A 21,863-nucleotide genomic window follows, 5' to 3' on the forward strand; every position below is an offset into this window, starting at 1 on the left:
GGTAGGGGCGATACGGGGAGGGGAATCGACCCCGTTTCCGGGGCTGCGGCGAATCCATAACGTTGTCTCCAGATCGCCGGACAGCCCGGCGGGGGGACTCACCAGAAACTCCCAGAAACATCCGAAAGGTTGGAGACATGACCACTCTGATCGACTTCATCCTCGAGCTCTTCCGCAGCCCGGCCGCCGCGGCGGCCTACGTCGCCAATCCCGAGGGCGCACTTCGGGACGCGGGCCTGCCCAACGTGTCGGCCGCCCAGCTCGCCTCCGTGGCGGCATCGGCCGCTCCGGCCGGCATCGCGTTGGGCAACGGCGACCCGGTGTACGGGCTGCAGCGAGCCGTGGCCGACTACCACAGCATCGGCTCCCCGTTCTCCCCGCAGACGGCCTTCACCTCTCAGCCGACGTTCGCGCCGGAGACCAACACCGATTTCATGAGCGGCAACTCCACGGATCTGGCCAGCCACAACAACACCCCGATCATGAGCCCCAACCAGGACGCGGGCGCCAACGCTCAGCAGGGCGCGTTCAACCTGGGCTTCGGTGACATCACGCTGGGCAACAAGACCACCACCACCAACACCGCCACCGACGGCGCCGTGGTCAACACCGGTCACTCCAGCGGTCCCATCGTCACCGGCGACGGCGCCGTGCTGGGCCACGGCAACACCGTCAACAACGGCGATGTCTGGGCAGGTTCGGGTTCCCACGTCAACGTGGGTGAGGGCAATGCCATCCAGGACAGCTCGCAGCACGCCGGCGGCAATGTCATCTCCGGCAACGACGGACCGGTGATCAGCGATGTCGACATGAGCGGCGGTCATGGCGGTGGCGCCAGCGCCAGCGGTGGCGGCGGCCTGCTCGGCATCGGTGGCGGACACGCCAGCGGCGGCGACGGCGGCAACGCGGGCAGCATCGTGATCAGCGACAGCTCCAACCACGCTGTCGGCGGCAACCAGACCACCGCCGGTCACGACGTGGGCAGCGGCAACAGCAGCGTGATCGACTCGTCGGTGCACAGCTCGACGACGACCACCAGCTCGACCACCAGCTCGACCACCAGCTCGGCCAACACCTCGCTGTCCGACCACTCGGTCAGCGACAACTCGATCCACGAGGACAGCTCGGTGCACAGCTCCAGCTCCGTGCACAGCTCGGTGACCGACGACTCCGTGCACCAGGTGGGCGGGCTCAACAGCAGCTTCGCGCCTGAGACCCACACCAACACCCACCTGGACACCTCGTCGCACAACGACGTCGGTTTCCACGGGTTCTGATCCGCACCAGTCAGCGACGGGCGGGGACTCCCAGACCTGGGGAGTCCCCGCCCCGTTCGTGCGCATACGGTGGATTCCGCAGGAGGGAACTTCCATGACCCAACCGACGCAACCGACTGACCCCCGCAAGGTCAAGGTGATCGTCGAGCTCATCGACCACACCACCAAGATCGCCGCCGCGCGGGATCGTGGCGATCTCGTGGAACGGCTGAAAGTGGCCAATGTGCGGATCAACGATCCGCAGATCCGGGTGGTCATCGCCGGTCAGCTCAAACAGGGCAAGAGCCAGTTGCTCAACTCGCTGCTCAACGTCCCGGTGGCCCGCGTCGGCGACGACGAAAGCACCGTGCTGGCCACCGTGGTCTCCTACGGCGACCAGCCCACGGCGCGGCTTGTGGTGGCGCGGCCCGACGGCGCCGAACCCGAGCTGATCAGCATTTCGCCCTCGGACCTGACCACGGATCTGCGCCGGGCACCCGAAGCCGGCGGCCGTGAGGTGCTGCGCGTCGAGGTGACCGCGCCCAGCCCGTTGCTCAAAGGCGGGCTCGCATTCATCGACACCCCGGGTGTGGGCGGGCATGGGCAGCCCCATCTGTCGTCCACGCTGGGGCTGCTGCCCGATGCGGACGCACTGCTGATGGTGAGTGACACCAGCCAGGAATTCACCGAGCCAGAGATGATCTTCATCCGGCAGGCGATCGAAATCTGCCCCGTGGCAACGATTGTCGCGACCAAGACCGACCTGTATCCGCACTGGCGGGAAATCGTCGGCGCCAACGCCCGTCATCTGCAACGGGCCGGGATAACGACCCCGGTCACTCCGGTGTCCTCGGTGCTGCGCAGTCATGCCATCCAACTCAACGACAAGGAACTCAACGAGGAGTCGAACTTCCCGGCCATCGTGAAGTTCCTGTCCGACCGCGTGCTCTCGCGCGAGAACGATCGTATTCGCGATCAGGTGGTGGCTGAAATCCATTCGGCCGCAGAGCATCTTCTGTTGGCGGTGGATTCCGAGCTTTCGGCCTTCAACGATCCGGGCGAACGTGAGCGGCTGACCGCGGACCTGGAACGGCGCAAGGAGGAAGCCCAGGAGGCGTTGCAGCAGACGGCACTGTGGCAGCAGGTGCTCAATGACGGTATCGCCGATCTGACCGCCGACGTCGATCACGATCTGCGCCACCGGTTCCGCAATATCACCGCACACACCGAGAAGGTCATCGACTCCGGCGACCCCACCCTGCACTGGGCCGAGATCGGCGCGGAACTGGAAGAAGCGGTGGCCATCGCGGTCGGCGACAACTTCGTCTGGGCGTACCAGCGGGCCGAGGCCCTCGCGGCCGAGGTGGCTCGCACCTTCACCGAGGCCGGTTTGGAGGCGGTGCAACTGCCGCAGATCGACGCCCGCGATATGGGCGCAGGATTCGGCGAGATGAAATCGCTGGCCCGCCTGGAGGCCAAGCCGATCAAGGCCGGGCACAAGGTCATCACCGGCATGCGCGGCTCCTACGGCGGTGTGCTGATGTTCGGCATGCTCACCTCCTTCGCGGGGCTGGGCATGTTCAATCCGCTGTCCCTCGGCGCCGGCCTGGTTCTGGGCCGCAAGGCCTACAAGGAGGACATGGAGAACCGCATGCTCCGGGTGCGCGGTGAGGCCAAGACCAACACCCGCAAATTCGTCGACGACGTGGCGTTCGTCGTCGGCAAGGAATCTCGGGACCGGCTCAAAGGCATCCAACGTCAACTGCGCGACCACTACCGCGGGATCGCCAACCAGACCACGCGCTCGCTCAACGAATCGCTACAGGCCACCCTGATGGCCGCGAAGATCGAAGAAAACGAACGCAATACCCGCGTCGCGGAACTGGAACGTCAGCAGAACATCCTCAAACAGGTCGTCCACCACGCCACGAATCTCGCGGGCGAGGGCGCCTAGGCTCCGGCGTAGGAGACAGCGAGGACGATGGCCGCGATCGTCGCGGTCAACGGAGCTGCCAGGCAGCCGATCAGCATTCCGAGGCCGACCTGCGTTGTCTTGCCGCCCGAGAAGTAGAACAGGCCCCCGATTGCAGCCACGATCAGGAGTGCGGGCAAGACAAAGTAGAGCAGGAAGATCACGAAGTATCCCATTGTCACAGCGGCGAATTCGAATATGAGGCTGGTGACCAGAGCCGCGACGAAGCTGAGGGGGCCGAACTTGGTCGGCGCGGGGTTGTCCGTCATTCGTAGATCCAGAATGCAGCGACCAGCCAACCGATCAACACCGCTGCCGCCGAGCCGGCGACGGCCAGGCCGACGCCGCGCAAACGCGAAGACCGAGCTTTGAAGAGCACGATGCTCATCACGAGGGCGATCACCGTTGACGTCGCGGCCCCGGCCGACATCATTGTCCGGTGCGTGTCGCCGACCAACACCCACTTTCCCGCCGCCCAGGTGGTCGCCAGGAAGAGTGTCAGCACCAACTGGAACACCAGCGGTACCGACCAGGTGGCTGTCCGCCAGGTGTCGGAATTGACTCTGCTCGCAGTTTCCATGTGCTGCACCTCCGTGCCGGCGGACCGAGAGGCTGACCCCGTGATCGCCTCGGTGAACATTCAACCGTGTTCGGCACGCTTTAAGCTCGAAGGGTTGACTGGCGGCGAAAGGTTGGACTCCGCAGCGTGAGCACGGCGGATCAGGTGCGTTCGATTCTGAGCGGCACCATGAAGGCGTACCGAGGTGACCCGGCCTATCGCAATCGGCCCGACGTGCACAACGAGCTCGACCGCATCGGGCGCCGGCTCAACCAGCCGATCCGTATCGCGCTGGCCGGCACGCTCAAGGCCGGCAAGTCGACGCTCGTCAACGCGCTGGTCGGGGAGGACATCGCGCCCACCGATGCCACCGAGGCGACCCGCATCGTCACCTGGTTCCGGCACGGGCCCACCCCCAAGGTGACCGCCAATCACCGCGGCGGGCGGCGTGCCAATGTGCCGATCGCGCGGGATCCACATGATCGCGGTCTCACCTTCAGCTTCGCCGGGCTCAATCCCGAAGACGTAGTGGACCTCGACGTCGAGTGGCCCGCCGCCGAGCTCATCGACACCACGATCATCGACACCCCGGGAACCTCGTCGCTGTCGCGAGACGTGTCGATGCGGACCCACCGGCTACTCGTCCCCGAGGACGGCGTGCCCCGCGTCGACGCGGTGGTCTTCCTGTTGCGCACGCTCAACGCCGCCGACATCGCCCTGCTCAAGCAGATCGGCGAGCTTGTCGGCGGGTCGTCCGGCGCACTCGGCGTGATCGGGGTGGCCTCCCGGGCCGATGAGATCGGTGCCGGCCGCATCGACGCGATGATGTCGGCCAAGGACGTGGCCAAGCGGTTCACCGAGGAGATGGACAAGACCGGGATCTGCCAGGCCGTCGTCCCGGTGTCCGGACTGCTCGCGCTCACCGCCCGCACCCTGCGGCAGAGCGAATTCGTCGCGCTGCAGAAGCTCGCGAGTATCGAGCCCGCTGATCTGACGAAGGCGATGCTTTCGGTGGACCGGTTCGTGCGCGAGGACAGTGCACTGCCGGTCGACGCCGCCACCCGCGCCGCGCTGCTGGACCGGTTCGGCATGTTCGGCATCCGAATCTCGATCGCGGTGATGCACGCCGGGGTGTCCGACTCCGTCGCCCTGGCCGACGAACTGCTGGAACGCAGCGGCCTGATCGCGCTGCGCGACGTGATCGACCAGCAGTTCGCGCAACGTTCGGAGCTGCTCAAGGCGCATACGGCGCTGCTGTCGCTGCGGCAGTTCGTGCAGGCGAATCCCATCTATGCGACGCCTTACATCCTTGCCGACATCGATCCGCTGCTCGCCGATACGCACGCCTTCGAGGAGCTGCGGCTGCTCAGCCTGTTGCGCTCGCGGCCCACGACGCTGAACGAGGACGAGATGGCCTCGCTGCGTCGGATCATCGGCGGCTCGGGTACCGATGCGGCAAGCCGGCTGGGACTGCAACCCGACGCCCCGTTCGACGGGCCTCGCTCGGCCTTCGCGGCGGCGCAGCGCTGGCGGCGGCGGGCCGATCATCCGCTCAACGATCCATTTACGACGCGGGCCTGCCGGGCCGCGGTGCGCAGTGCCGAGGCGCTGGTCGCCGAGTACTCGTCGCGCCACTAACGAATCAGGGCCCTCCGTCGACATACAGGTATGCGTGATTGCCTGGGGTTGTCCGTGGGGGCGACCAATCTGGTGGCGATCGCCGATCATGCGCCGCTGGTGCGGCGGGCGGTGTCCGCACTCGGCGACGGCTCGGTCATCGGCGGATTCGTCGAACGGGTCGGCGATCCGGTGCCGCTGGTCGCCGCCGACGGTTCGACCCATCACGCCGAACGGTTACTGGCCGGCGCCGTCGAGGCGCTGACGCGAGAGACCAGCCCGACGCATCGACCCGACGTGTCGGTTGTGGCGGTGCCCGCGCATTGGAATGCGGGTGCCCTCGACGCTGTGCGCCGCGCGATGCCCGGAGTTCGGGTGGTTCCCGATTCGGTCGCGGCGTTGACGGCCATCCAGTCGCATCCGGGTCTGCCCGCCCGCGGCGTCGTCGCCCTGTGCGATTTCGGCGGTTCCGGCACCAGCCTGACGCTTGCCGACGCTTCTGCAGGGTTCGCCACCATCGGGCAGACGGTGCGATACCAGGACTTCTCCGGCGATCTGATCGACCAGGAAGTGCTGCGACACGTCCTGAGCGACCTGGATGCCGAACCGGCCGGGACCGCAGGGGTGGCCGCATTGGGCCGGCTGCGCGAACAGTGCCGGGCCGCCAAGGAACGGCTGAGCGATGAGAGCGCCACCAGCTTGGCCGGTCCTGCGGGCGCGATCAGACTTACCCGCCCTGAGCTGGACGCGGTTGTGGATCAGCCGCTGGGCGGCGTGATAGAGGCTCTGCTGGACCTGCTGCGCCGCAACGGTATTCACCCGGCGCAGCTGGCGGCGCTGGTGACAGTCGGCGGCGGAGCGCGGATACCCCTTGTCACCCAACATCTTTCCGATGCTTTCCGATTGCCGGTCAGCACCGTGCCGCAGGCCCAGGTGATCGCGGCAGTCGGGGCTGCGCTGCTGGGCCGACGCGGTGCCGACGAGACCGCGACGCAGGTGGCGTACGCGTCTGCTCCCGTCCTCGGCACCGGGACGATCGCGACATCTGCTCTGGCGTGGTCGGTGTCTGACTCATCGGCTGAGGTCGCCGAGTTTGTTCCGGAATCGGTGACCGACGACTCGGCCCGGCCGGAGTTCGTGTTCTCCGAGCCCCCTGTGCCGCCCGCTGCTGCGCGTGTTCCCTGGTATCGGCGCGGGGGAGTGGTGGCGTACGCGGCGGTGTTCCTGGCCGTCGTCGGCACGGTCGGCATGGTGTTGTCGGCACGGGCCGACCGCCTCGATGCCGCCGCGACCGGATCCAGCCTTGCGGCGCCGCAGACGGTTCCGGCCGAGTCTCCGTTGGTCCAGGCCGCGCCCGCACCGCCGACCCGGACCGTGGTGGTGCGCGATCCGTCGTGGCCAGGACCTGGCGCGCCCGCGCAATCCGCGCCGCAGCCCGCAGCTGCGCCACGGTTGGTGCAGAGTCGTCAGACCGCGCCGCTTGCCCCGGCCCCACAGGCGCCCCAGCCTCAGCCTCGACCGGCCGCGCCGGCTCCTGTGCCCGTGCCTGTGCCTGTGCCTGTCGCGATCCCGCCGATTCCGGTGCCGCCATTGGTGTTTCCGCCGGTGACGCTCCCACAGTTGCCGATCCCGACGTTCAAGCCACCGGTGTCTGAGCCGTCGCCGTCACCGAGTCCTTCGCCGTCGCCTTCGCCCACGCCGGAACCCACTGCGGCGCCTGAGCCGACGCACACTCCTTCACCTTCGCCGGAGCCCACACATACCCCCGAGCCGACGGTTGAGCCCACACATTCGCCAGAGCCGACCAAGGCGCCAGAGCCCACACCCACATCGGTGGCGCCTTCACCCTGATACGGACTTAAATCGAGGATTCCTGCTTGATGTTGACTGGAATCCTCGGTGTTGACGACTACGCGGCGCGGTCGAGTCGAGTGAACTCACACCGCGGCCCACACGGGTGGCCGGCCACTGCGAGCCCGTGCCGTTGCAGCACCTGAGCGATCTTGCTCGCGGTCTGACACGGCCGGTCGAAGACTTGCCCGTAGGAGAGCCTGACTGTCGAACGGCCGTCGACGGCGGCGTCGAGATCCCGTTCGAAATCCGCATCCCGCCTGGTCGTCGAATCGTGGTGGACCCGGCCGTCGAGCTCGACGATGAGCTGTTCGCCGTACTCGGCATCGCGATAGCAGACACCGATGGATGACGCGGCCCGCTTCTGTCGCTTGGCCTTGGGTAGACGATGCGCGCGCTCGACGCGAACGAGATAGCCATGCTCGAGAACCGCGCAGGTGCCGTCGGCGATATCGACCAATACCGCGCGTAACCACCGGCGACGGCGTACCCGCGCCCGAGAATCGAGCACTCGCAGCAGCCGATGCGCAGTGGTTCGCCGCGATTGGCAGGCGTTGGCCAGGACCGCGATGGCATCGAGTTCGGACGCGGCGCGGCACGCGACATCAAGCGCGGCTTCGTCGTAGCGCATCCGCGGTGGGCTGACGTTCCACAGCACCCGCGCCTGAAGGTTCGCAAGGTGGTGAATGCGGACTCCCGCCGGTTCAGCCAACATCGCGCGCTGTTGCGCGACGGCTACATGGATGGGCAACGCGTCGGCTCCAAGGGCAGAATCGAAGCACAGTGCGGCCGGAGCCGCGTAAAGCACTGCCGCCCAAGCGCGTTGCGACCACGTCAGTGGTCCGGTGTGATCGACGTACACGCCCACGTGGACCCGCGCCCACTGATTGCGTCTGAGTAGTCGCCGGATCTCGTGCTCTTGCAGGCCCGCGTCCAACGCCTGCCGGCGCGAGATCACCCCATCCTGTTGGCGAAGCACATCGTCAACGTCCACCAACTCGATACTTCTGGAGAGCTGCGACGGCGGCCAGCAGCATTTCGAGGACCTGTGGATAACCAGCTGCGCCGCGTCAGGTTACGGATTACCCGCAGGCGTTGTCGTCGTCACCGGCGCAGTTGTCGTGGTGGTGGTCGGCGCGGTCGTCGTGGTCGTGGTGGTGGTCTCGGTGGTGGTTGTGGTTGTGGTCGTGGTGGTCTCCTCGACCGTCGTGGTGGTCGGCGCCACGGTCTCGGTGACAGTGTGAGTCGGCGCGGGAACCACCGGCGCCGTGGTGACGACCGATGTAGTGGTCGTCGGTGTGGTCGACGTGGTGGTTGTCGTGGACGTCGACGGGGAGTCTGACGAGAACAGCTGCACCAGGGCATAGATGACCAGCGCCGCGATGACTGCGCCCCCGGCGCCCATGCCGATCAGTGCGGCGGGCTTGCGGTACCAGGGAACGGGCTCGGGAGTGGGCGGCGCGGAAGGCTCGGAGTACTCGCCGTAGCTGGGGGCGTATTGGGTGGGCTCGTCGTCGTCGTAATAGTTCGACACGCGCCGATGGTAGGCGGGTTCAGCCGCCAGGTGCCGGATACAGCGTGCGTGTCACGTTGGTGCGGGGCCGGCTGTGCGTCGTGGTCGGGTACTCGCCGTAGCCGGCGCTGCTCGACTCCGTGGTCGTGGTAGTTGTCGTGGTCGTCGAGGTGGGCGAAGTCTCGGACGTGGTCGAGGTCCCGGAGGTCTCCGAGGGCGACGTCGTCGTGGTGTCGGACTCGCCCGGCACGCCGAACTCGGTGGTCACCGGAAGCCGACTGGTGGTGGTCCGGGTCGTGGTGGACTTCGAGGACTTCACCGAAGTCGACGAAAAGCTGGGTGGGACGAAATCTATCGGCGCGTCCTCGGGCCCGCCGGAGCCCGTCAGCGCGATCGCCATCCACACCACCAGGCCGATCACGGCGAGGGCCGCCGCGCTGGCCCCGGCTACCGCCGGCGTCGAATGATGCCAGGGCACCTCGGGAGGCCGCCCTTGATCGTCGTCACCGGTCACGGGCACCGATACTATGCCCGGCGCTGGAGCGGGCCTCGGTCAGCTCAGCTGACGGATGACATCGCTGGCGAACAGCTCGATGTGATCGAGATCGGACTGGTCGAGCATCTGCAGGTAGACCCGCTGCACCCCGGCCTCCAAGAACGGCCCCAGCTTGTCGACGATCTCGGCGGGTGTGCCGACCAGCGGCGAATTGCTGCGCAGCTCGTCCACCTCGCGGTTGATCGCCGCGGCCCGTTTGGTGATCTGCGCTTCGTCGCGGCCCGCGCACACCACGAACGCCGCCGAGTAGGTCAGGGAGTCCGCTGCTCGTCCAGCCGCGGTCACCGCGTCGGCGACCCGCGCGAACTGCGTCTTGAGGAGGTCCAGCGGGACGAACGGCACATTGAACTCAGAGGCGAACTCGGCGGCGAGTGCCGGTGTGCGCTTGGCCCCCATGCCGCCGATGACGATCGGCGGGTGCGGAGCCTGGGTGGGCTTGGGCAGCGCCGGTGAGTCGACGACCGTGTAGTGCTTGCCCGCGAAGTCGAACGTCTCGCCGACGGGGGTGTCCCACAGGCCGGTCAGGATGCGCAGCTGCTCTTCGAGCCGGTCGAAACGCTCACCCAGTGGCGGGAACGGGATGGCGTAGGCCTGGTGCTCGGCCTCGAACCAGCCGGCGCCGAGGCCCAATTCGACACGGCCACCGCTCATTTCATCGACCTGCGCCACGGAGATGGCCAGCGGTCCGGGGTGGCGGAACGTGGCCGAGGTGACCATGGTGCCCAGCCGGATCGTCGAGGTTTCGCGTGCGATGCCGGCCAGCGTCACCCAGGAGTCGGTCGGCCCGGGTAGGCCGTCGCCGCTCATCGCCAGGTAGTGGTCGGACCTGAAGAACGCCGAATAACCGAGAGCTTCGGCTGCGCGGGCGACCGCGAGCTGATCGGAGTAGGTAGCGCCTTGCTGGGGTTCGACGAACACACGGAAGTCCACGGGGCCAGCCTATCGGCGATCTCAAGTGGGCGTTGTCGGGTGACTCAGCTCGTCGAAGCGGGTGAGCGCGGCGTCGAGGTCGGCCTCGTCGAACACTTCACAGCGGCTGATCAGGTTGCCTTCGACTGTGAAAAGGTCGATCAGCCGCCATTCACCGTCAAAGTCCTCTCGCGAGGTTCCTTTCAGCACCTGGGTAACGACGGCTCCGAGCTCGGTCAGCCGATGTACTGCCTCGATGCAGACGCTGGGTTCTGGGATGACGGCCCACACGGCACCGACAAATGTGGCCAGATCGACCGCATCGACCGACAGGACCGGTCGATGATCGATGTACGGCATGTTCGGCGTTGTCGCGGGGACTTCGTGTCGTTTGAACGCTGCTTGGGCGCCTGTGATGACCGACCATGTGCGCGCGTACGCAGCGGCCTCACCGGCGAGGTATCGCGCGTCGAGTTCTGCGAAGGCGGAGTCGATGTCGTCGGGATCGAACACGACGTGAGCCGCTAGTTGACTATTGGCATCGATCTCGACGATGCCGATCATCTCGGTATAGAACGAGTCGGGCTGTTGGTCTTGCCCGGAGAAGCGAAGACGACGAAGGGCAAGGCGTTCGCCGCGGGTTGCGATGACATTCGCCGTCACCTCTACGCGCTCGGTGACATCAGCGATGACCTTGACGTTCTCGATTTCGGTCTCCCGGCCTTTTCGAAGGCCCGCGTTCAACGTCTGACGACGATCGTCAAGGGAAAAGTCTTCCGTCAGAATCTCGGCCATGGCGCGCCAGGTCCGATCCGGGAAATGCCCCCAGAATCGTTGGTCTACTTGACTTGCCGCATTCTCGAGGTGCGGCGTCGGCCGACTGAGTTCGTCGAATCGCGTGAGCGCAGCGTCCAGGTCTTCCTCGTCGAACATCTCGCTGCAGTTGAACAGCTCGCCTTCGAGGGTCATGAGGTGGATCTCGCGCCACTCCGCCTCGAAGCCCTCCCGCGAACTTCCGTGCAACGCATGGGTTACGACTGCGCCGCGATCGTTCAACCGATGTACGGCCTCGATGCGGAAGCTGATGTCCGGAATCTGGTCCCAGGCGCGGCGGGTGTAGTCCTTGATATCGCCGGGTGCGAATGATGTCACTCGCCGGTGGTCGACGCTCACATGATCGGCGGTTGTCGGGGGCATTTCGCGCCGGTTGAGCGCAGCATATGCGCCCACGACCGCCGACCACGAATGTGCATGCTGCGCTGCTTCGCCGGCAAGATAGCGAGCCTCGAGTTCGGTGGAAGCAGCGTCGAAGTCGTCGGAGTCGAACAAGACGCTCGTCGTGATCCTGTTGTCGGTGCGGGTTCCGATGATGGTCAGCAGCTCGATGCCGAACGCTTCAGGCCGGTGCCGGCCACCCGATACGCGAACACGAGTGAGCGCGAGGTGGTCCCCGCGGGTCGCGACCACGACCGACTCCGAGTTCTTGACCCCGAGGCCGACGACGGCGTGCAGATTCGCGATCTGGGCGTCCCGACCGCGTTGGATACCGCTGTTGATGACCCGACGGCGATCGTCGCTGAGGGCATCGTCGGCGATCATCGCCGCCATGGCATCCCAGTCGCGGCCCGCGAGATACGCGTTGAACTTGTCGTATGTCCGGCTCGCGGTGTTCCCGAGACGTCGAACCGGCGGAAGCAGCTCTTCGAACCGCGCCAGCGCAGCGTCGAGGTCTTCCTCGTCGAAGACTTCGCAGCGGTTGACCAGATCTCCTTCGAACGTGATAACGCTGATCGCTCGCCACTCGGCGTGGAAACCGTCTTGGGAGGTTTCGTGCGCCATATAGGTGTAGACCGCTCCAAGATTGTTGAGCCGATGCACCATGTCGACGAAGTGGCTCAGGTCAGACGTGAAAGTCCATGCGGCGCTTAGCAACGCAGGCATCTCGCCGGGTGCGACCGGGGTCCCCCGCCGATGATCGATGTTCACCCAATCTGGCGTGGTCGGGAAAAGTTCGCGCCGGTTGAGCGCGGCAAAAACCTGCATGGTGCGCAACCACGTCTGCGCATGCGGTGCGGCTTCACCTGCGAGATACCGGGCGTCGAGTTCAGCGAGGGCGGCGTCGAGGTCGTCGGGGTCGAAGGTGACTAGAGCGGAGATGCGCTCGTCGGCATCCACGACGACGACTTCGAGGACATTGACCTGGAACGCGTCGGCCTGTTCGTCGCCGACTTCGTAGCGGGAGCGCCTGAGCACGAGGCGCTCACCGCGCGTGGCAACGACGGTTGCCGCCGTATTCCCGACGCCGATGTCGCCGGCCGCGCGTGCGTCTTCGAGCGCGGCAACCCGACCGTGCCGGACTCCGGAGCCTACGAACTGACGACGATCGTCGCCGCAGAAGTCGTCGGCCAACATGGTCGCTATCGCATCCAAATCACGGTCCGCCAAGTAATTCTGGAGAAGTTCGTACGTGCGATTTGCCGTGTTCTCCAGCTTCGGGGCAGACCGACTGAGTTCATCGAAACGAGCCAGCGCGGCGTCGAGGTCGGCCTCGTCGAACATCTCGATGCGGCTGAGCAGGTTGCCTTCTACGTTCGCAAGGCAGACTTCCCGCCATTCGGCGTCGAAGCCGTCTTGCGAGGTACCGCTGACCGCCTGAGTGAAGACCGCTCCAACGCTGCCCAGCCGAAGAACGGCCTCGGCGTAGATGCTGACGTCCGGCGCGAGATCCCACGTGGCACGTATGTATGCGGTCAGGTCGCCGGGCGCGAACCCTCTCGCTCGCCGGTGATCGATGTTGACCCAGTCCGGCATGAACTCGGGCATTTCGCGCCTGTTGAATGCAGCAAGGGCCCGCGCGATGGCGGACCATGTTTCCGAACAAGGCGCCGCTTCACCGGCGACGTATCGAGCGTCGAGATCCGCGATGGCGGCGTCGAGGTCGTCGACGTCGAAAGCGACGACGGTCTCGACCAACCCGTCAACTACCTCGGTTACGTTGAGCGATTCTGCGTCGAAACCGTCGCGCCCGTAGACATTTGCATGGCTGAGGCACAGATGTTGGCCCCGCACCGCAAGAGTTGTTGTCGAGATGTTCACGGCGCCCAAGTCGGCGACCGCGCGGATGTTGCGGAGTGCGCCGGCGCGGCCGTGGTGCTCTCCGCAGATTCCCCGCCGCCGATCATCGATCCAGACTCCGTCGGCGAACAGCGGACCGATTTCGTCCCAACGGCCGGCGGCGAACAGCTGATTGATCCGATCGTTGATCTGGGTCGCGCTGTTCTCCAATGACGCTCGCGAACGTTCTTGCTCGAATCGCGCGTACTGGGCGTCGAGTTCGGCGAGCGCGGCATCCATGTCGTCGAGGTCGAACCAAATCTGCAGGGCGATTCGACCTTCCTCGTCGATGCCATACAGCTGTAGAAACTCGTCCTCCGGCGCACCGGGACTTTCATCAGCGGTGCCTATGCTCACCCGTGCGATTGCGAATTGCTCGCCGCGTACGGCAGAGATGACAAAATCCGCCCGCATGACCCCGCTCTCGAGATCGCACCGCGTCTGGTGCATCACTTCGTATGGTGTGAATGCGGTCCGCTCGAAGCCGACGAGCTTGCGCCGACTCTCTACTGAGCCTTCGGGTGCAAACATCCGCTCGAATTCGTCCCACGCCCCGGCCTCGACAAGTGCCGTAGCACGTTCGGTCGCTTCGATGGCCGCGGTGTGAATCTCGACCGGCGCTTCGGGCTGAGCGGGTGCAGCCGGGGGAGCCGGGTGCACCGGCATACCGAGATGGTCGCGCGCCTTTTCGACCAGTGCCACAGCTCCTTTGAGCTCGTACAGCTCGGCGGCACGCTCGGCGGCGGCCCGTGCGCCGGCAACATCGCCGGCGTCACCCAGGACGGTTGCCAAGGCAAGGCGCGCGTCACCGTGATCGACCAACGCGTCGGTGCGCTCGGCAATGGCTACGGCCTCCTCGGCCACCCGCCGGGCCTCATCGTGCGCGCCGCGGCGGGCCAACAGCTGTGCCCGGACCGTCCGCCAGGTGATCGACGCCTTCAGAGCGTGCCCCGCCAGTCGCTCACTCTCCGAACACAGTTCGTCGGCCTCAACGTCTCGATCCAGCAAGAGGCAAGCACGGGCCAACAGCGCGGCTGTCTCGGCGGCGTCTGCGTCGAGGCCCATCCGGCGGAAACCGTTGTAGGCCAGGCGAAGATGCAGCTCGGCTGCGTCAGGATCGTCGAGCACCAACTCGACGATGCCGGCGAAGTGCTCGACTTCTAGAAGCGCATGGCGCAGTCCCAGTTCGGTGACCGTGCGTCGCGCGGAGTCGATCATCCGCCGGGCGGCAGCGGCCCGCCCGCGGAACGCCTCCAGGACCGCTTGGCAGCGCGTCGACGTCGCTTCTACTGCGGGGGAATCGGTGGTGATCCGCAGCAGACGCACCACGTCAAGGCACCGCCCGCCCGCACGCGGAACCGGATTGGGCCCCCACAGCGCGGCCAACGGGGCGCCTGCAAGCACCGCGTTCACCAAGCGGTGCTCATGCGCCTGGCGTGCTGCGGTGAGCGCGTTGTCCAACGCGACTTCGCAGTCGGCGACGCGCCCGAGGCGTGCCAGGCACCCCGCCCGAACTGTGTGGGCTTTGGCTTCCCCTGCGGGGTCGTTTAATTCGGCCAGCGTTGCGGCGGCGGCCGCTACCGAGGATTCGATCTCGTCCAAGTGCTCGGGATCGACGAGCATCGAGAGTTGGCCGTCGAAGCACGTGGCCCATGCCGCGAGACGGGCTGAATCACGCGTTCCCTCTTTCAGTTGCGTGACCACACCTGCCGCCGACGACACATCGCCCGCAGCCAGCAGCGCCTCACAGCGCGCCACCAGAAGCTCGACGCGCTGTTCGTCGCGGTCGGGCAACTCGTCGTCCAGCTCCTCCAGCGCGTGCAGGGCACGGTCGTAGAGGTCGGCGGCGCCCTCGTATGCCAGTCGCGCCATCGCCTGGTCCGCAGCGCGCCGGCAGTACTCGACGGCCTTGACCGCGTTTCCCGCCCAAGCACATTCGAAGTAGTGGTGGGCCAGTTCAGCCAGCAGCTCGTCATCGGCGCCCGGCATCGTCTCCAACGTTGTGGCGATCCGCTGGTGCAGCCGCATGCGCCGCACGGATGCCAGTTCGGCGAGCAGCGATTGCCGGACGATGGCGTGGTTGAAGCGGTAGAGCCCACCTGGCTCCTCGATGACGATGCCGGCCTGACATGCCTCGTCGAACGCGTCGACCAGATCCTGGCCGACCACGTGCTCGACCAGTTCTAGGGCGAACTGGCTGCCGACGACCGCTGCCGCGGCCAGTGCCTTGTTCGTCTCAACCGGAAGCCGGGAGAGTCTGCGGCTCACGGCTTCCCGGACACCCTGCGGCAGGGTGCTCGGGTCCCAGTGCCCACCGCTCTCGTCCACATGGCGCAATGCCTCGATGAGGAAGAACGGGTTGCCACCGGTGACCGACGCCAACGCGCGGGCCAACTCTTCGTCGTGGTATCCGGCCTCGGCAACGTAAGTGCTGACGTCGTTCTCGTCGAGGCCGCCCAGGGTAATGCGGTTGGCGCTGCCATCGCGGTGAAGGTCGGCGAGCATCGCCGCCAGCGGGTGTGAACGGTCGAGGTCGGTACTGCGGTACGTGCCGATGATCTGCACTCGGGCGTGCTCGCCGAAGCGAAGGAGGTGGCGAAGCAGCAGCAGGGTGGGCTTGGCCGCCCAGTGCAGGTCGTCGAGTACCAGGACGATGGGTACGTCGACCGAGGCGATGCCCAGCAGCGCCACCACGGCATCGAACAGTGCATAGCGTTCGGTGTCCGGGTCGCCATGGGGCGGTGCGGCGAGATCGGGGAGGACGTCGGTCAGACCGGGAACCAGGGGCAGTAATGCCTCGATGCCACGCATTCCGCGCAGCTGGTTCGTGCCGACGCAGGGCACGAGTGTGCGCAGGGCTTCCGCGAACGGCTGGTAGGGGGCACCGAGGTCCTCGTCGGAACGGCCGTACAGCACGACCGCGCCCTGTTCATAGGCCTGCCGGCACCATTCGCCGGCCAGGCGGGTCTTGCCCACACCTGGTTCGCCCGCGATCAGGACCGCGGCCGTGCCACCGGTGAGCGCCGACTGCCAGGCGGCGAGAAGTTCTGCGAGCTCACGACCACGCCCGACGAACGGGCCGGGCCCGCCGAGCACCGCGGGCATCGCCGGCCGCTCGATCGGCGTATCACCTGTCGGCGGTGAGCTTTCGGCGGTCTGGAGGCGGAGCTCGAAGATGTGCTCGGGCCGTGCCAGGTTCTTCAACTGGTGCATGCCCAGATCGGCGAGCACAACGTCGTCGGACAAGGAATCGATGACCAGCTCTGCAGTCGCACCCGAACACAGGATCTGACCGCCCGAGGCCTGCGACCGCAGCCGGGCGGCGCGGTTGACGGCGCGACCGAAGTAGTCGCCGTCACGGAGCTCGGCCTCGCCGGTGTGCAGCGACACACGGATGCGCATCGGCTCGGCCAGCTCCCACGGCTCGTGGAAGATCGCGTCCTGCAACTCGATCGCGGCGGCCGCGGCCGCTGACGGGCGGTCGAAGACCGAGAATGTGGCATCACCCTCGCCACGCGTCTTGATCAGCCGTCCGCCGCGGGATGTGACAACCTGTTCGACGAGTTCGTCGTGCCGCGCCAGGGCGAGCGCCATGGCATCGGCGTCTGCCTCCCATGCGGCGGTCGACCCCTCGATATCCGTCAGCAGGAAGGTCACTGCCCGCGTCACTGACGGAACATGTTGCGTCGCAGGGACCTCGAGCTCGGCATCCTGGGCGACGATCGCGGCCTCCAGCCGCCGAAGCTCGGGTCCGGGGTCGACTCCGAGCTCATCGGCCAACAGCGAGCGGGCCCGTCGATAGGCGCCGAGCGCCTCACCTTGCCTGCCGGCACGGTACAGCGCGAGCATCAGTTGGCCCCAACGTCTTTCGCGCAACGGCGCATCCGCAACGGCAGCTTCGAGATCGCCGATGATCTCCGCGGCACGGCCAGTCGCAAGGAGTGCATCGGCCCGGTCCTCGATCAGTGCGGCGTGGCTCTCGATCCACCGGGTCTTCTCGGATGCTCCCGGCCGGCCGTCGGGCAGTTCCGGGATTCCCCGCCACAGGGTTACCGCCTCATCGAACCGGGCCACCGCACCGCTGGTGTCACCGGAGCTGAAGGCGTCCCGGCCCGATTTGGTGAGCGACTTGTAACGCGAGGCATCAGTCTCGGCCGTGTTCAGACGCCACCCGATGCCCTCGGTCAGCACGAAGCCGTCGCCGAGGGCGTGACGCAATGCGGAGATATGGGTCTGTAGGGCCTTGGCGGCGGTACGTGGCGGATCGTCGCCCCAGAGCAATTCCATGAGCACGTCGGCGGGTACCACCGCACCGCCGTGCAGACCGAGCATCGTGAGGATGGCGCGCGGCTTCGCGCCCGGTATCACGACGGTCGCACCGTCCAATCGGACCTGAAGAGGTCCCAAAACCTCCAGTTCCACCGATGAAAGCGTACTCACGCGCTAATCGTCGGGGTGGCGATTCAACGCATGATCAAGAAGGAGTAAAGCGGGGGACTGCCTGGTGTTTTACAGTCCGCGACGGGCGGCGCGCAGCGCGGCGACGGCATCGTCGTCGCCCGCGAACGTCACGCGGGCCGGCTCTCGGCCCGCGGCGAACAACAGCAGCTCGCCCGGCTCCCCGGTCACCGTCACCGCCGGACCGGCGCCGACGGTGGCCAGCGTCTTGCCCGCGGGGGTGGTCAATGCCACCCGGGCCGGGGATCTGCCCATCGACATCCGGGCCATCGCGGCGATCCCGCGCGACAGCGCGGATACCGTCGCACTGTCGAGATCCCTTGGCTCCCAGTTTGGTTGGGCCCGGCGCACATCCTCGTTGTGAATGAACATCTCGGCCACATTGACCAACGGGTCCAACAGCTTGAACGGGGAGTACAGCGGAGGGCCCGCAGCGATCTGGTCCACCAGGTCGCCCCATTCGGTGCTTTCGGTGACCTTCTGCTGCACGCGCTCGGTGTAGCCCGCGAGCTGAGGCACCAGGATGCCGGGGGCGGCGTCGAGTCGACGCTCGCGCACGACGAGATGGGCGGCCAGGTCACGGGCAGTCCAGCCCTCACAGAGGGTGGGCGCATCAGGGCCCGCGGCGCGCATGGACTCGACCAGGGCGGCACGCTCCCGCTGAGCGATAGTCATTGACCAACTCTAGAAGCTCTAGAAGGTTTTCACCCCTTCGACAGCGATGACCATTCCGTGCCCGCTGCCGTCATTGCTGATGCGGGTACCGTCCTCGCGCGCATCGATGGTCCAGCCCACCGCGCTGTACGTGCGGTAGTCGAGGGTGACCACCGGAATGTCACCGAGGTTGCCCACTACCCACTTGATCTGGCCATCCGGGGTGAGCCTGATGCCGTTCGCGTGTTCGCCGTCGATCACCGGTGCATTGGTGAAGTCCGATTCGCAGCCGACCTCCTGCTTGGACAGCTGGCAGCGGGTCCGCCCCGATTTGGTCTCGATGAAGACGTACCCGTTCTCCGGCTGCAGCGGGGTGGCGCCGGACGGCGCATGGGAGCTGCTGGGCGGGGCCGCGGCGGTGGTGCTCGGCGAGGGCGCCGGACTGGACCGCGTGGGCCGCGCGGTCGGGAAACTGGGCTCGGTCGGTGATTGCGGGCTGGTGCTCGGGGTGCCTTCGATACTCGATTGGCAGCCCGACAACAGCACACCCACAGCCAGCAGGGCGCCCACCGGTTGCCACGCCTTCACCGCGCCAAGGCTACGCATCGCCCGTAATCAGGGCGGGTTATGACGCGCCGAAAAACCCTGTGTAACCGTCGGCCAGCGCGCGCAGCTGCCCGGCCCCGTCGCCGTGGTACGACGCGCCGTGCATGATCGCCAAGGTGGTGGGGTTCAGCCCGGCGAGCTGGGCCAAAGTGGGCATCAGATTCGTGGTCAGGCCGGTGGCCTGGAACAGCGCCTCGGCTTCCAATGCCGGTGCCACACAATCAGACTCGGTGAGGGCCGGACACTGGCCGGTGTGGGTGAACAGGTCACCGGCGAGCAGCGTCGACGTCGCCTCGTCGAACCACAGCCCGGCTTCCCAATTGTGCGGCACGTGCGGTGTGGCGATGAAGCGCAGGCGGTGTCCGCCGACGTCGTGCGGGGTCTCCGCGGGCGCGGTGACGGGAGGACGGTCGCACATGTCGTTCAGCGACAACATGATGGCCAGCGGTCCGTGGATCACCTCGGCATGCGGTGCGGCCGCCAGGAACTGGTTGACCGCGCCACACTCGTCGGCTTCCAGGTGCCCGAACGAGATCCAGCGCAGCCGGGCCAGCGCCAGGACCCGATCGATGGCCGCGGAGACCTGCGGGAACAGGAACCGCTGACCGGTATGGAACAGGAACGGTTCGTCTCCGGTCAGCAGGAACTGGTTGAAGGTGAAGCCGTGCTCGGTGATCCCGGGTATCCAGGTGGACAGCCGGTAGATGTCCGGGGCGATCTCGTCGACACGGGTTTCCAGGTCGGAGGCCATGACTCCATGGTCCGCCTCCGGGGAACCTGAAGTCTTGGGATTTTCCCAGCCGCGTCCCCTACCGTCGTCGCGTGCCCGGAAAAGCCCTCGATGCGTTTCTGGACTCCCCGCTGTCCGGAATCGTGCCGTGGGCTCTGATGGCGATCCTTGCCGGTCCCGGCCGCTATGAGATCGCCGTGTGGGGTGCGCTCGGATTCTCGCTGCTGGTGCTGGCACTGGACCGTCGCCGCAACATTCCGGTGCACGTGCTCGAGATGCTCGGCGTGGCCTTCTTCGTGGTGCTGGCCGTCGTCGGCCTGGTGGCCTCCAGAGGGCAGAAGACGTGGCTGGAGATGTGGTCGGGGGAGATCACGAACGCCTCGTTGGCGATTTTCGCCCTGGTCAGCCTGATGATCGGCCGGCCGTACACGACGGCGTACGCGCGCGACGTCACCCCGCCGGACCATTGGGACACGCCGCTGTTCAAGCGCACCAACATGGTGGTGACCGCCGTGTGGGCGGCGGCATTCGGCTTCTCGGCCTCGGTCGGCTTCTTCGGCGATGTGGTCTACGGCAGCACCGACAACTTCTGGACCGGGTGGATTCTTCAGCTGGCCGCGCTGTTCTTCGCGGTGGCCGTCACCGAGTTCTATCCCGAGTACGCCCGCGCCAAGGACGCTGCGCACACCCACCATCCGGTGCCGTCATGGTCGCAGGTGTTCGAGTGGCTGCCGCCGTTCGTCCTGGCCACCGGCGTCGCCGGGTGGCTGCTGGCGACGGTCAGCAGCGGGGTGGCCTCTGACCTGGTGGTGGTCGGCGCGTTCGGGACGGCACTGCTGCGGTTGCGTGACCAGCGGGCTCGGGCACTGTAGGTAGGTGTCAGCGTGGACAGGTGCTGACCGTTTTCCCGGCCATCACGGTGTTCACAAAGTCTTGTACGTCCGGTAGTGAGGCGCCGATGACGCCACGGTGGTCCTGGCCGGCATACACCCGGTAGTCGACTGCGACGTCCTTGTCGCACAGGGCTTTTGCCAGTGCGTCGACACCAGGTTGGGTAACCGCGGTGTCGGCGGTGCCCTGCCCGATCAAGACCGGTACCCCCGGGCTGAGGCGGGTCGGATCTTGGCGGCCGAGGTAGTCCTGCAGCGGGGTCACATTCGCATCCGCCGCGAAGACCTGTGCCGACGGCACCGGTGCGACGGCGCGGATCTGACCGATGCACGCAGTGCGGGCCGCGGTCAACAAGGGCTGCGCTTGCGGTGTGAAGATCTCATCCGGCTCGATGGCCGGATCGACCACGGCGGCGCCGAGTGCCAGCAGTGGTAGGAAAGCTTGTGTTCCAACGGCTTCCGGACTTCCGGAGCGTGCAAAGCCGACTGCCTGGCTCATCCCCACCCCGCCGGGTGCGAGTGCCGCCGCGCCTTTCAGATCGAGTTCGGGTGCGCGCTGCCCACCATCCTGCGCGGTGAACAGCGCGGCCTGCCCGCCCTGGCTGTGGCCGATGGCAACCCAGTCCGTGCCGATGCCGGAGTTCAGTTCGCGGGCCGCCCGCACGATGTCGGTGACGGTGTTCGCCTCGCTGGTGCCGTCGACGTAGGGATGCCCGCCGGGGGTGCCCAGCCCCTGGTAGTCGGTTTGGACGACGGCGTAGCCGCGCGCCACCCAGGTGTCGAGCATCGTGGTCACCGGTCCGAGGTAGTCGTGGGCCAGACCGTCGGGCGTATCGACCGAGGGGGCGCAGGTGTCGGCGTAGCCGGTGGTGCCGTGGGCCCAGGAGATCACCGGCCAGCCGCCCTCGGGCGGCGGCGACTTCGGGACGGCCACGGTGCCTGACACCACGATGGGTTGGCCGTGCGCATCGTCGGAGACGTAGGTGATCAACCGGGTCTCACCGCTGGGCAGCGCGGCGGTGGTGGTCAGCGGCCGTGCGGTGAGTAACTGCCCGGGATGCAGCCCGGGTTGGGTGGCTGTCGTACAGCCGGTGAGCACGGCCGCGGCGGCCGCAGCGGCGAGTAGGCGATTTCTGGTCATGGCTGCCATTGTGTCGACCGCTGCACTACCGGAAGGC

The 21,863-nt window shown here is 66.8% G+C and carries 16 protein-coding genes; 6 read left to right on the forward strand and 10 right to left on the reverse strand.

The genetic code is table 11. From position 1 onward, the window contains the following. Positions 1-137 precede the first annotated feature (137 nt). Both ACZYZ7_RS09515 and iniA read left to right on the forward strand, forming a co-directional pair. Complete coding sequence (locus tag ACZYZ7_RS09515) at positions 138-1,277, forward strand: IniB N-terminal domain-containing protein (RefSeq protein ID WP_463740784.1); 1,140 nt, start codon at positions 138-140, stop codon at positions 1,275-1,277. 94 nt (positions 1,278-1,371) lie between these two features. After that, positions 1,372-3,210: an isoniazid-induced dynamin-like GTPase IniA gene (gene iniA / locus ACZYZ7_RS09520; protein WP_463740785.1), complete on the forward strand. Its 1,839-nt coding sequence runs from the start codon at positions 1,372-1,374 to the stop codon at positions 3,208-3,210. Here the strand turns inward: iniA and ACZYZ7_RS09525 are convergent. Continuing rightward, positions 3,207-3,497 (reverse strand): hypothetical protein, encoded by a 291-nt coding sequence (locus ACZYZ7_RS09525; protein WP_450069390.1) that lies wholly within the window; start codon positions 3,495-3,497, stop codon positions 3,207-3,209. The two genes, iniA and ACZYZ7_RS09525, sit on opposite strands and share 4 nt — an antisense overlap. Then, positions 3,494-3,808, reverse strand: a complete 315-nt coding sequence (locus ACZYZ7_RS09530; RefSeq protein WP_463740786.1) for a hypothetical protein — start codon at positions 3,806-3,808, stop codon at positions 3,494-3,496. The genes ACZYZ7_RS09525 and ACZYZ7_RS09530 overlap by 4 nt, the downstream gene beginning before the upstream one ends. Positions 3,809-3,934: 126 nt before the next feature. Between ACZYZ7_RS09530 and ACZYZ7_RS09535 the strand changes: the two genes are divergently transcribed. Continuing rightward, positions 3,935-5,425, forward strand: a complete 1,491-nt coding sequence (locus tag ACZYZ7_RS09535; protein ID WP_463740787.1) for a dynamin family protein — start codon at positions 3,935-3,937, stop codon at positions 5,423-5,425. 30 nt (positions 5,426-5,455) lie between these two features. Next, complete coding sequence (locus tag ACZYZ7_RS09540; RefSeq protein ID WP_463740788.1) at positions 5,456-7,255, forward strand: Hsp70 family protein; 1,800 nt, start codon at positions 5,456-5,458, stop codon at positions 7,253-7,255. A 58-nt stretch (positions 7,256-7,313) separates the two neighbouring features. On the opposite strand, the gene ACZYZ7_RS09545 is transcribed toward ACZYZ7_RS09540, so the two are convergent. Then, positions 7,314-8,249 carry a type IV toxin-antitoxin system AbiEi family antitoxin domain-containing protein gene (locus ACZYZ7_RS09545; protein WP_463740789.1) on the reverse strand — a complete coding sequence of 312 codons (936 nt, stop codon included), beginning with the start codon at positions 8,247-8,249 and terminating at the stop codon, positions 7,314-7,316. An 81-nt stretch (positions 8,250-8,330) separates the two neighbouring features. Then, positions 8,331-8,789: a hypothetical protein gene (locus tag ACZYZ7_RS09550; RefSeq protein ID WP_450069385.1), complete on the reverse strand. Its 459-nt coding sequence runs from the start codon at positions 8,787-8,789 to the stop codon at positions 8,331-8,333. Between the two features lie 125 nt (positions 8,790-8,914). Here ACZYZ7_RS09550 and ACZYZ7_RS09555 point away from each other — a divergent pair, with 125 nt between their 5' ends. Then, a complete protein-coding gene (locus ACZYZ7_RS09555) occupies positions 8,915-9,235 on the forward strand; it encodes a hypothetical protein (RefSeq protein WP_463740790.1) in 321 nt (106 codons plus the stop codon). An 86-nt stretch (positions 9,236-9,321) separates the two neighbouring features. Here the strand turns inward: ACZYZ7_RS09555 and ACZYZ7_RS09560 are convergent, their stop codons facing one another. The 5 genes from ACZYZ7_RS09560 to ACZYZ7_RS09580 form a co-directional block, all read right to left on the reverse strand. Then, on the reverse strand, positions 9,322-10,254 hold the full coding sequence (locus ACZYZ7_RS09560; protein WP_450069383.1) for an LLM class F420-dependent oxidoreductase: 933 nt from the start codon (positions 10,252-10,254) through the stop codon (positions 9,322-9,324). A 21-nt stretch (positions 10,255-10,275) separates the two neighbouring features. Next, on the reverse strand, positions 10,276-17,769 hold the full coding sequence (locus ACZYZ7_RS09565) for a BTAD domain-containing putative transcriptional regulator (protein WP_463741062.1): 7,494 nt from the start codon (positions 17,767-17,769) through the stop codon (positions 10,276-10,278). An 87-nt stretch (positions 17,770-17,856) separates the two neighbouring features. After that, the gene (locus ACZYZ7_RS09570) at positions 17,857-18,480 is read right to left on the reverse strand and encodes a TIGR03085 family metal-binding protein (RefSeq protein WP_135451961.1); all 624 of its coding nucleotides are present in this window, start codon (positions 18,478-18,480) and stop codon (positions 17,857-17,859) included. Between the two features lie 18 nt (positions 18,481-18,498). After that, a complete protein-coding gene (locus ACZYZ7_RS09575) occupies positions 18,499-19,047 on the reverse strand; it encodes a hypothetical protein (protein ID WP_463740791.1) in 549 nt (182 codons plus the stop codon). Positions 19,048-19,084: 37 nt separating this feature from the next. Next, positions 19,085-19,804 carry an oxygen-binding di-iron domain-containing protein gene (locus tag ACZYZ7_RS09580; protein ID WP_463741063.1) on the reverse strand — a complete coding sequence of 240 codons (720 nt, stop codon included), beginning with the start codon at positions 19,802-19,804 and terminating at the stop codon, positions 19,085-19,087. A gap of 83 nt (positions 19,805-19,887) precedes the next feature. On the opposite strand from ACZYZ7_RS09580, the gene ACZYZ7_RS09585 reads away from it, so the two are divergent. Beyond that, positions 19,888-20,667 carry a hypothetical protein gene (locus tag ACZYZ7_RS09585; protein ID WP_463740792.1) on the forward strand — a complete coding sequence of 260 codons (780 nt, stop codon included), beginning with the start codon at positions 19,888-19,890 and terminating at the stop codon, positions 20,665-20,667. A 7-nt stretch (positions 20,668-20,674) separates the two neighbouring features. Here ACZYZ7_RS09585 and ACZYZ7_RS09590 read toward each other — a convergent pair whose 3' ends face one another. Beyond that, positions 20,675-21,826, reverse strand: coding sequence for a lipase family protein (locus ACZYZ7_RS09590; protein WP_463740793.1), 1,152 nt, complete (start codon positions 21,824-21,826; stop codon positions 20,675-20,677). Positions 21,827-21,863 lie beyond the last annotated feature (37 nt).

This window comes from Mycobacterium sp. IDUB_17, assembly GCF_055419465.1.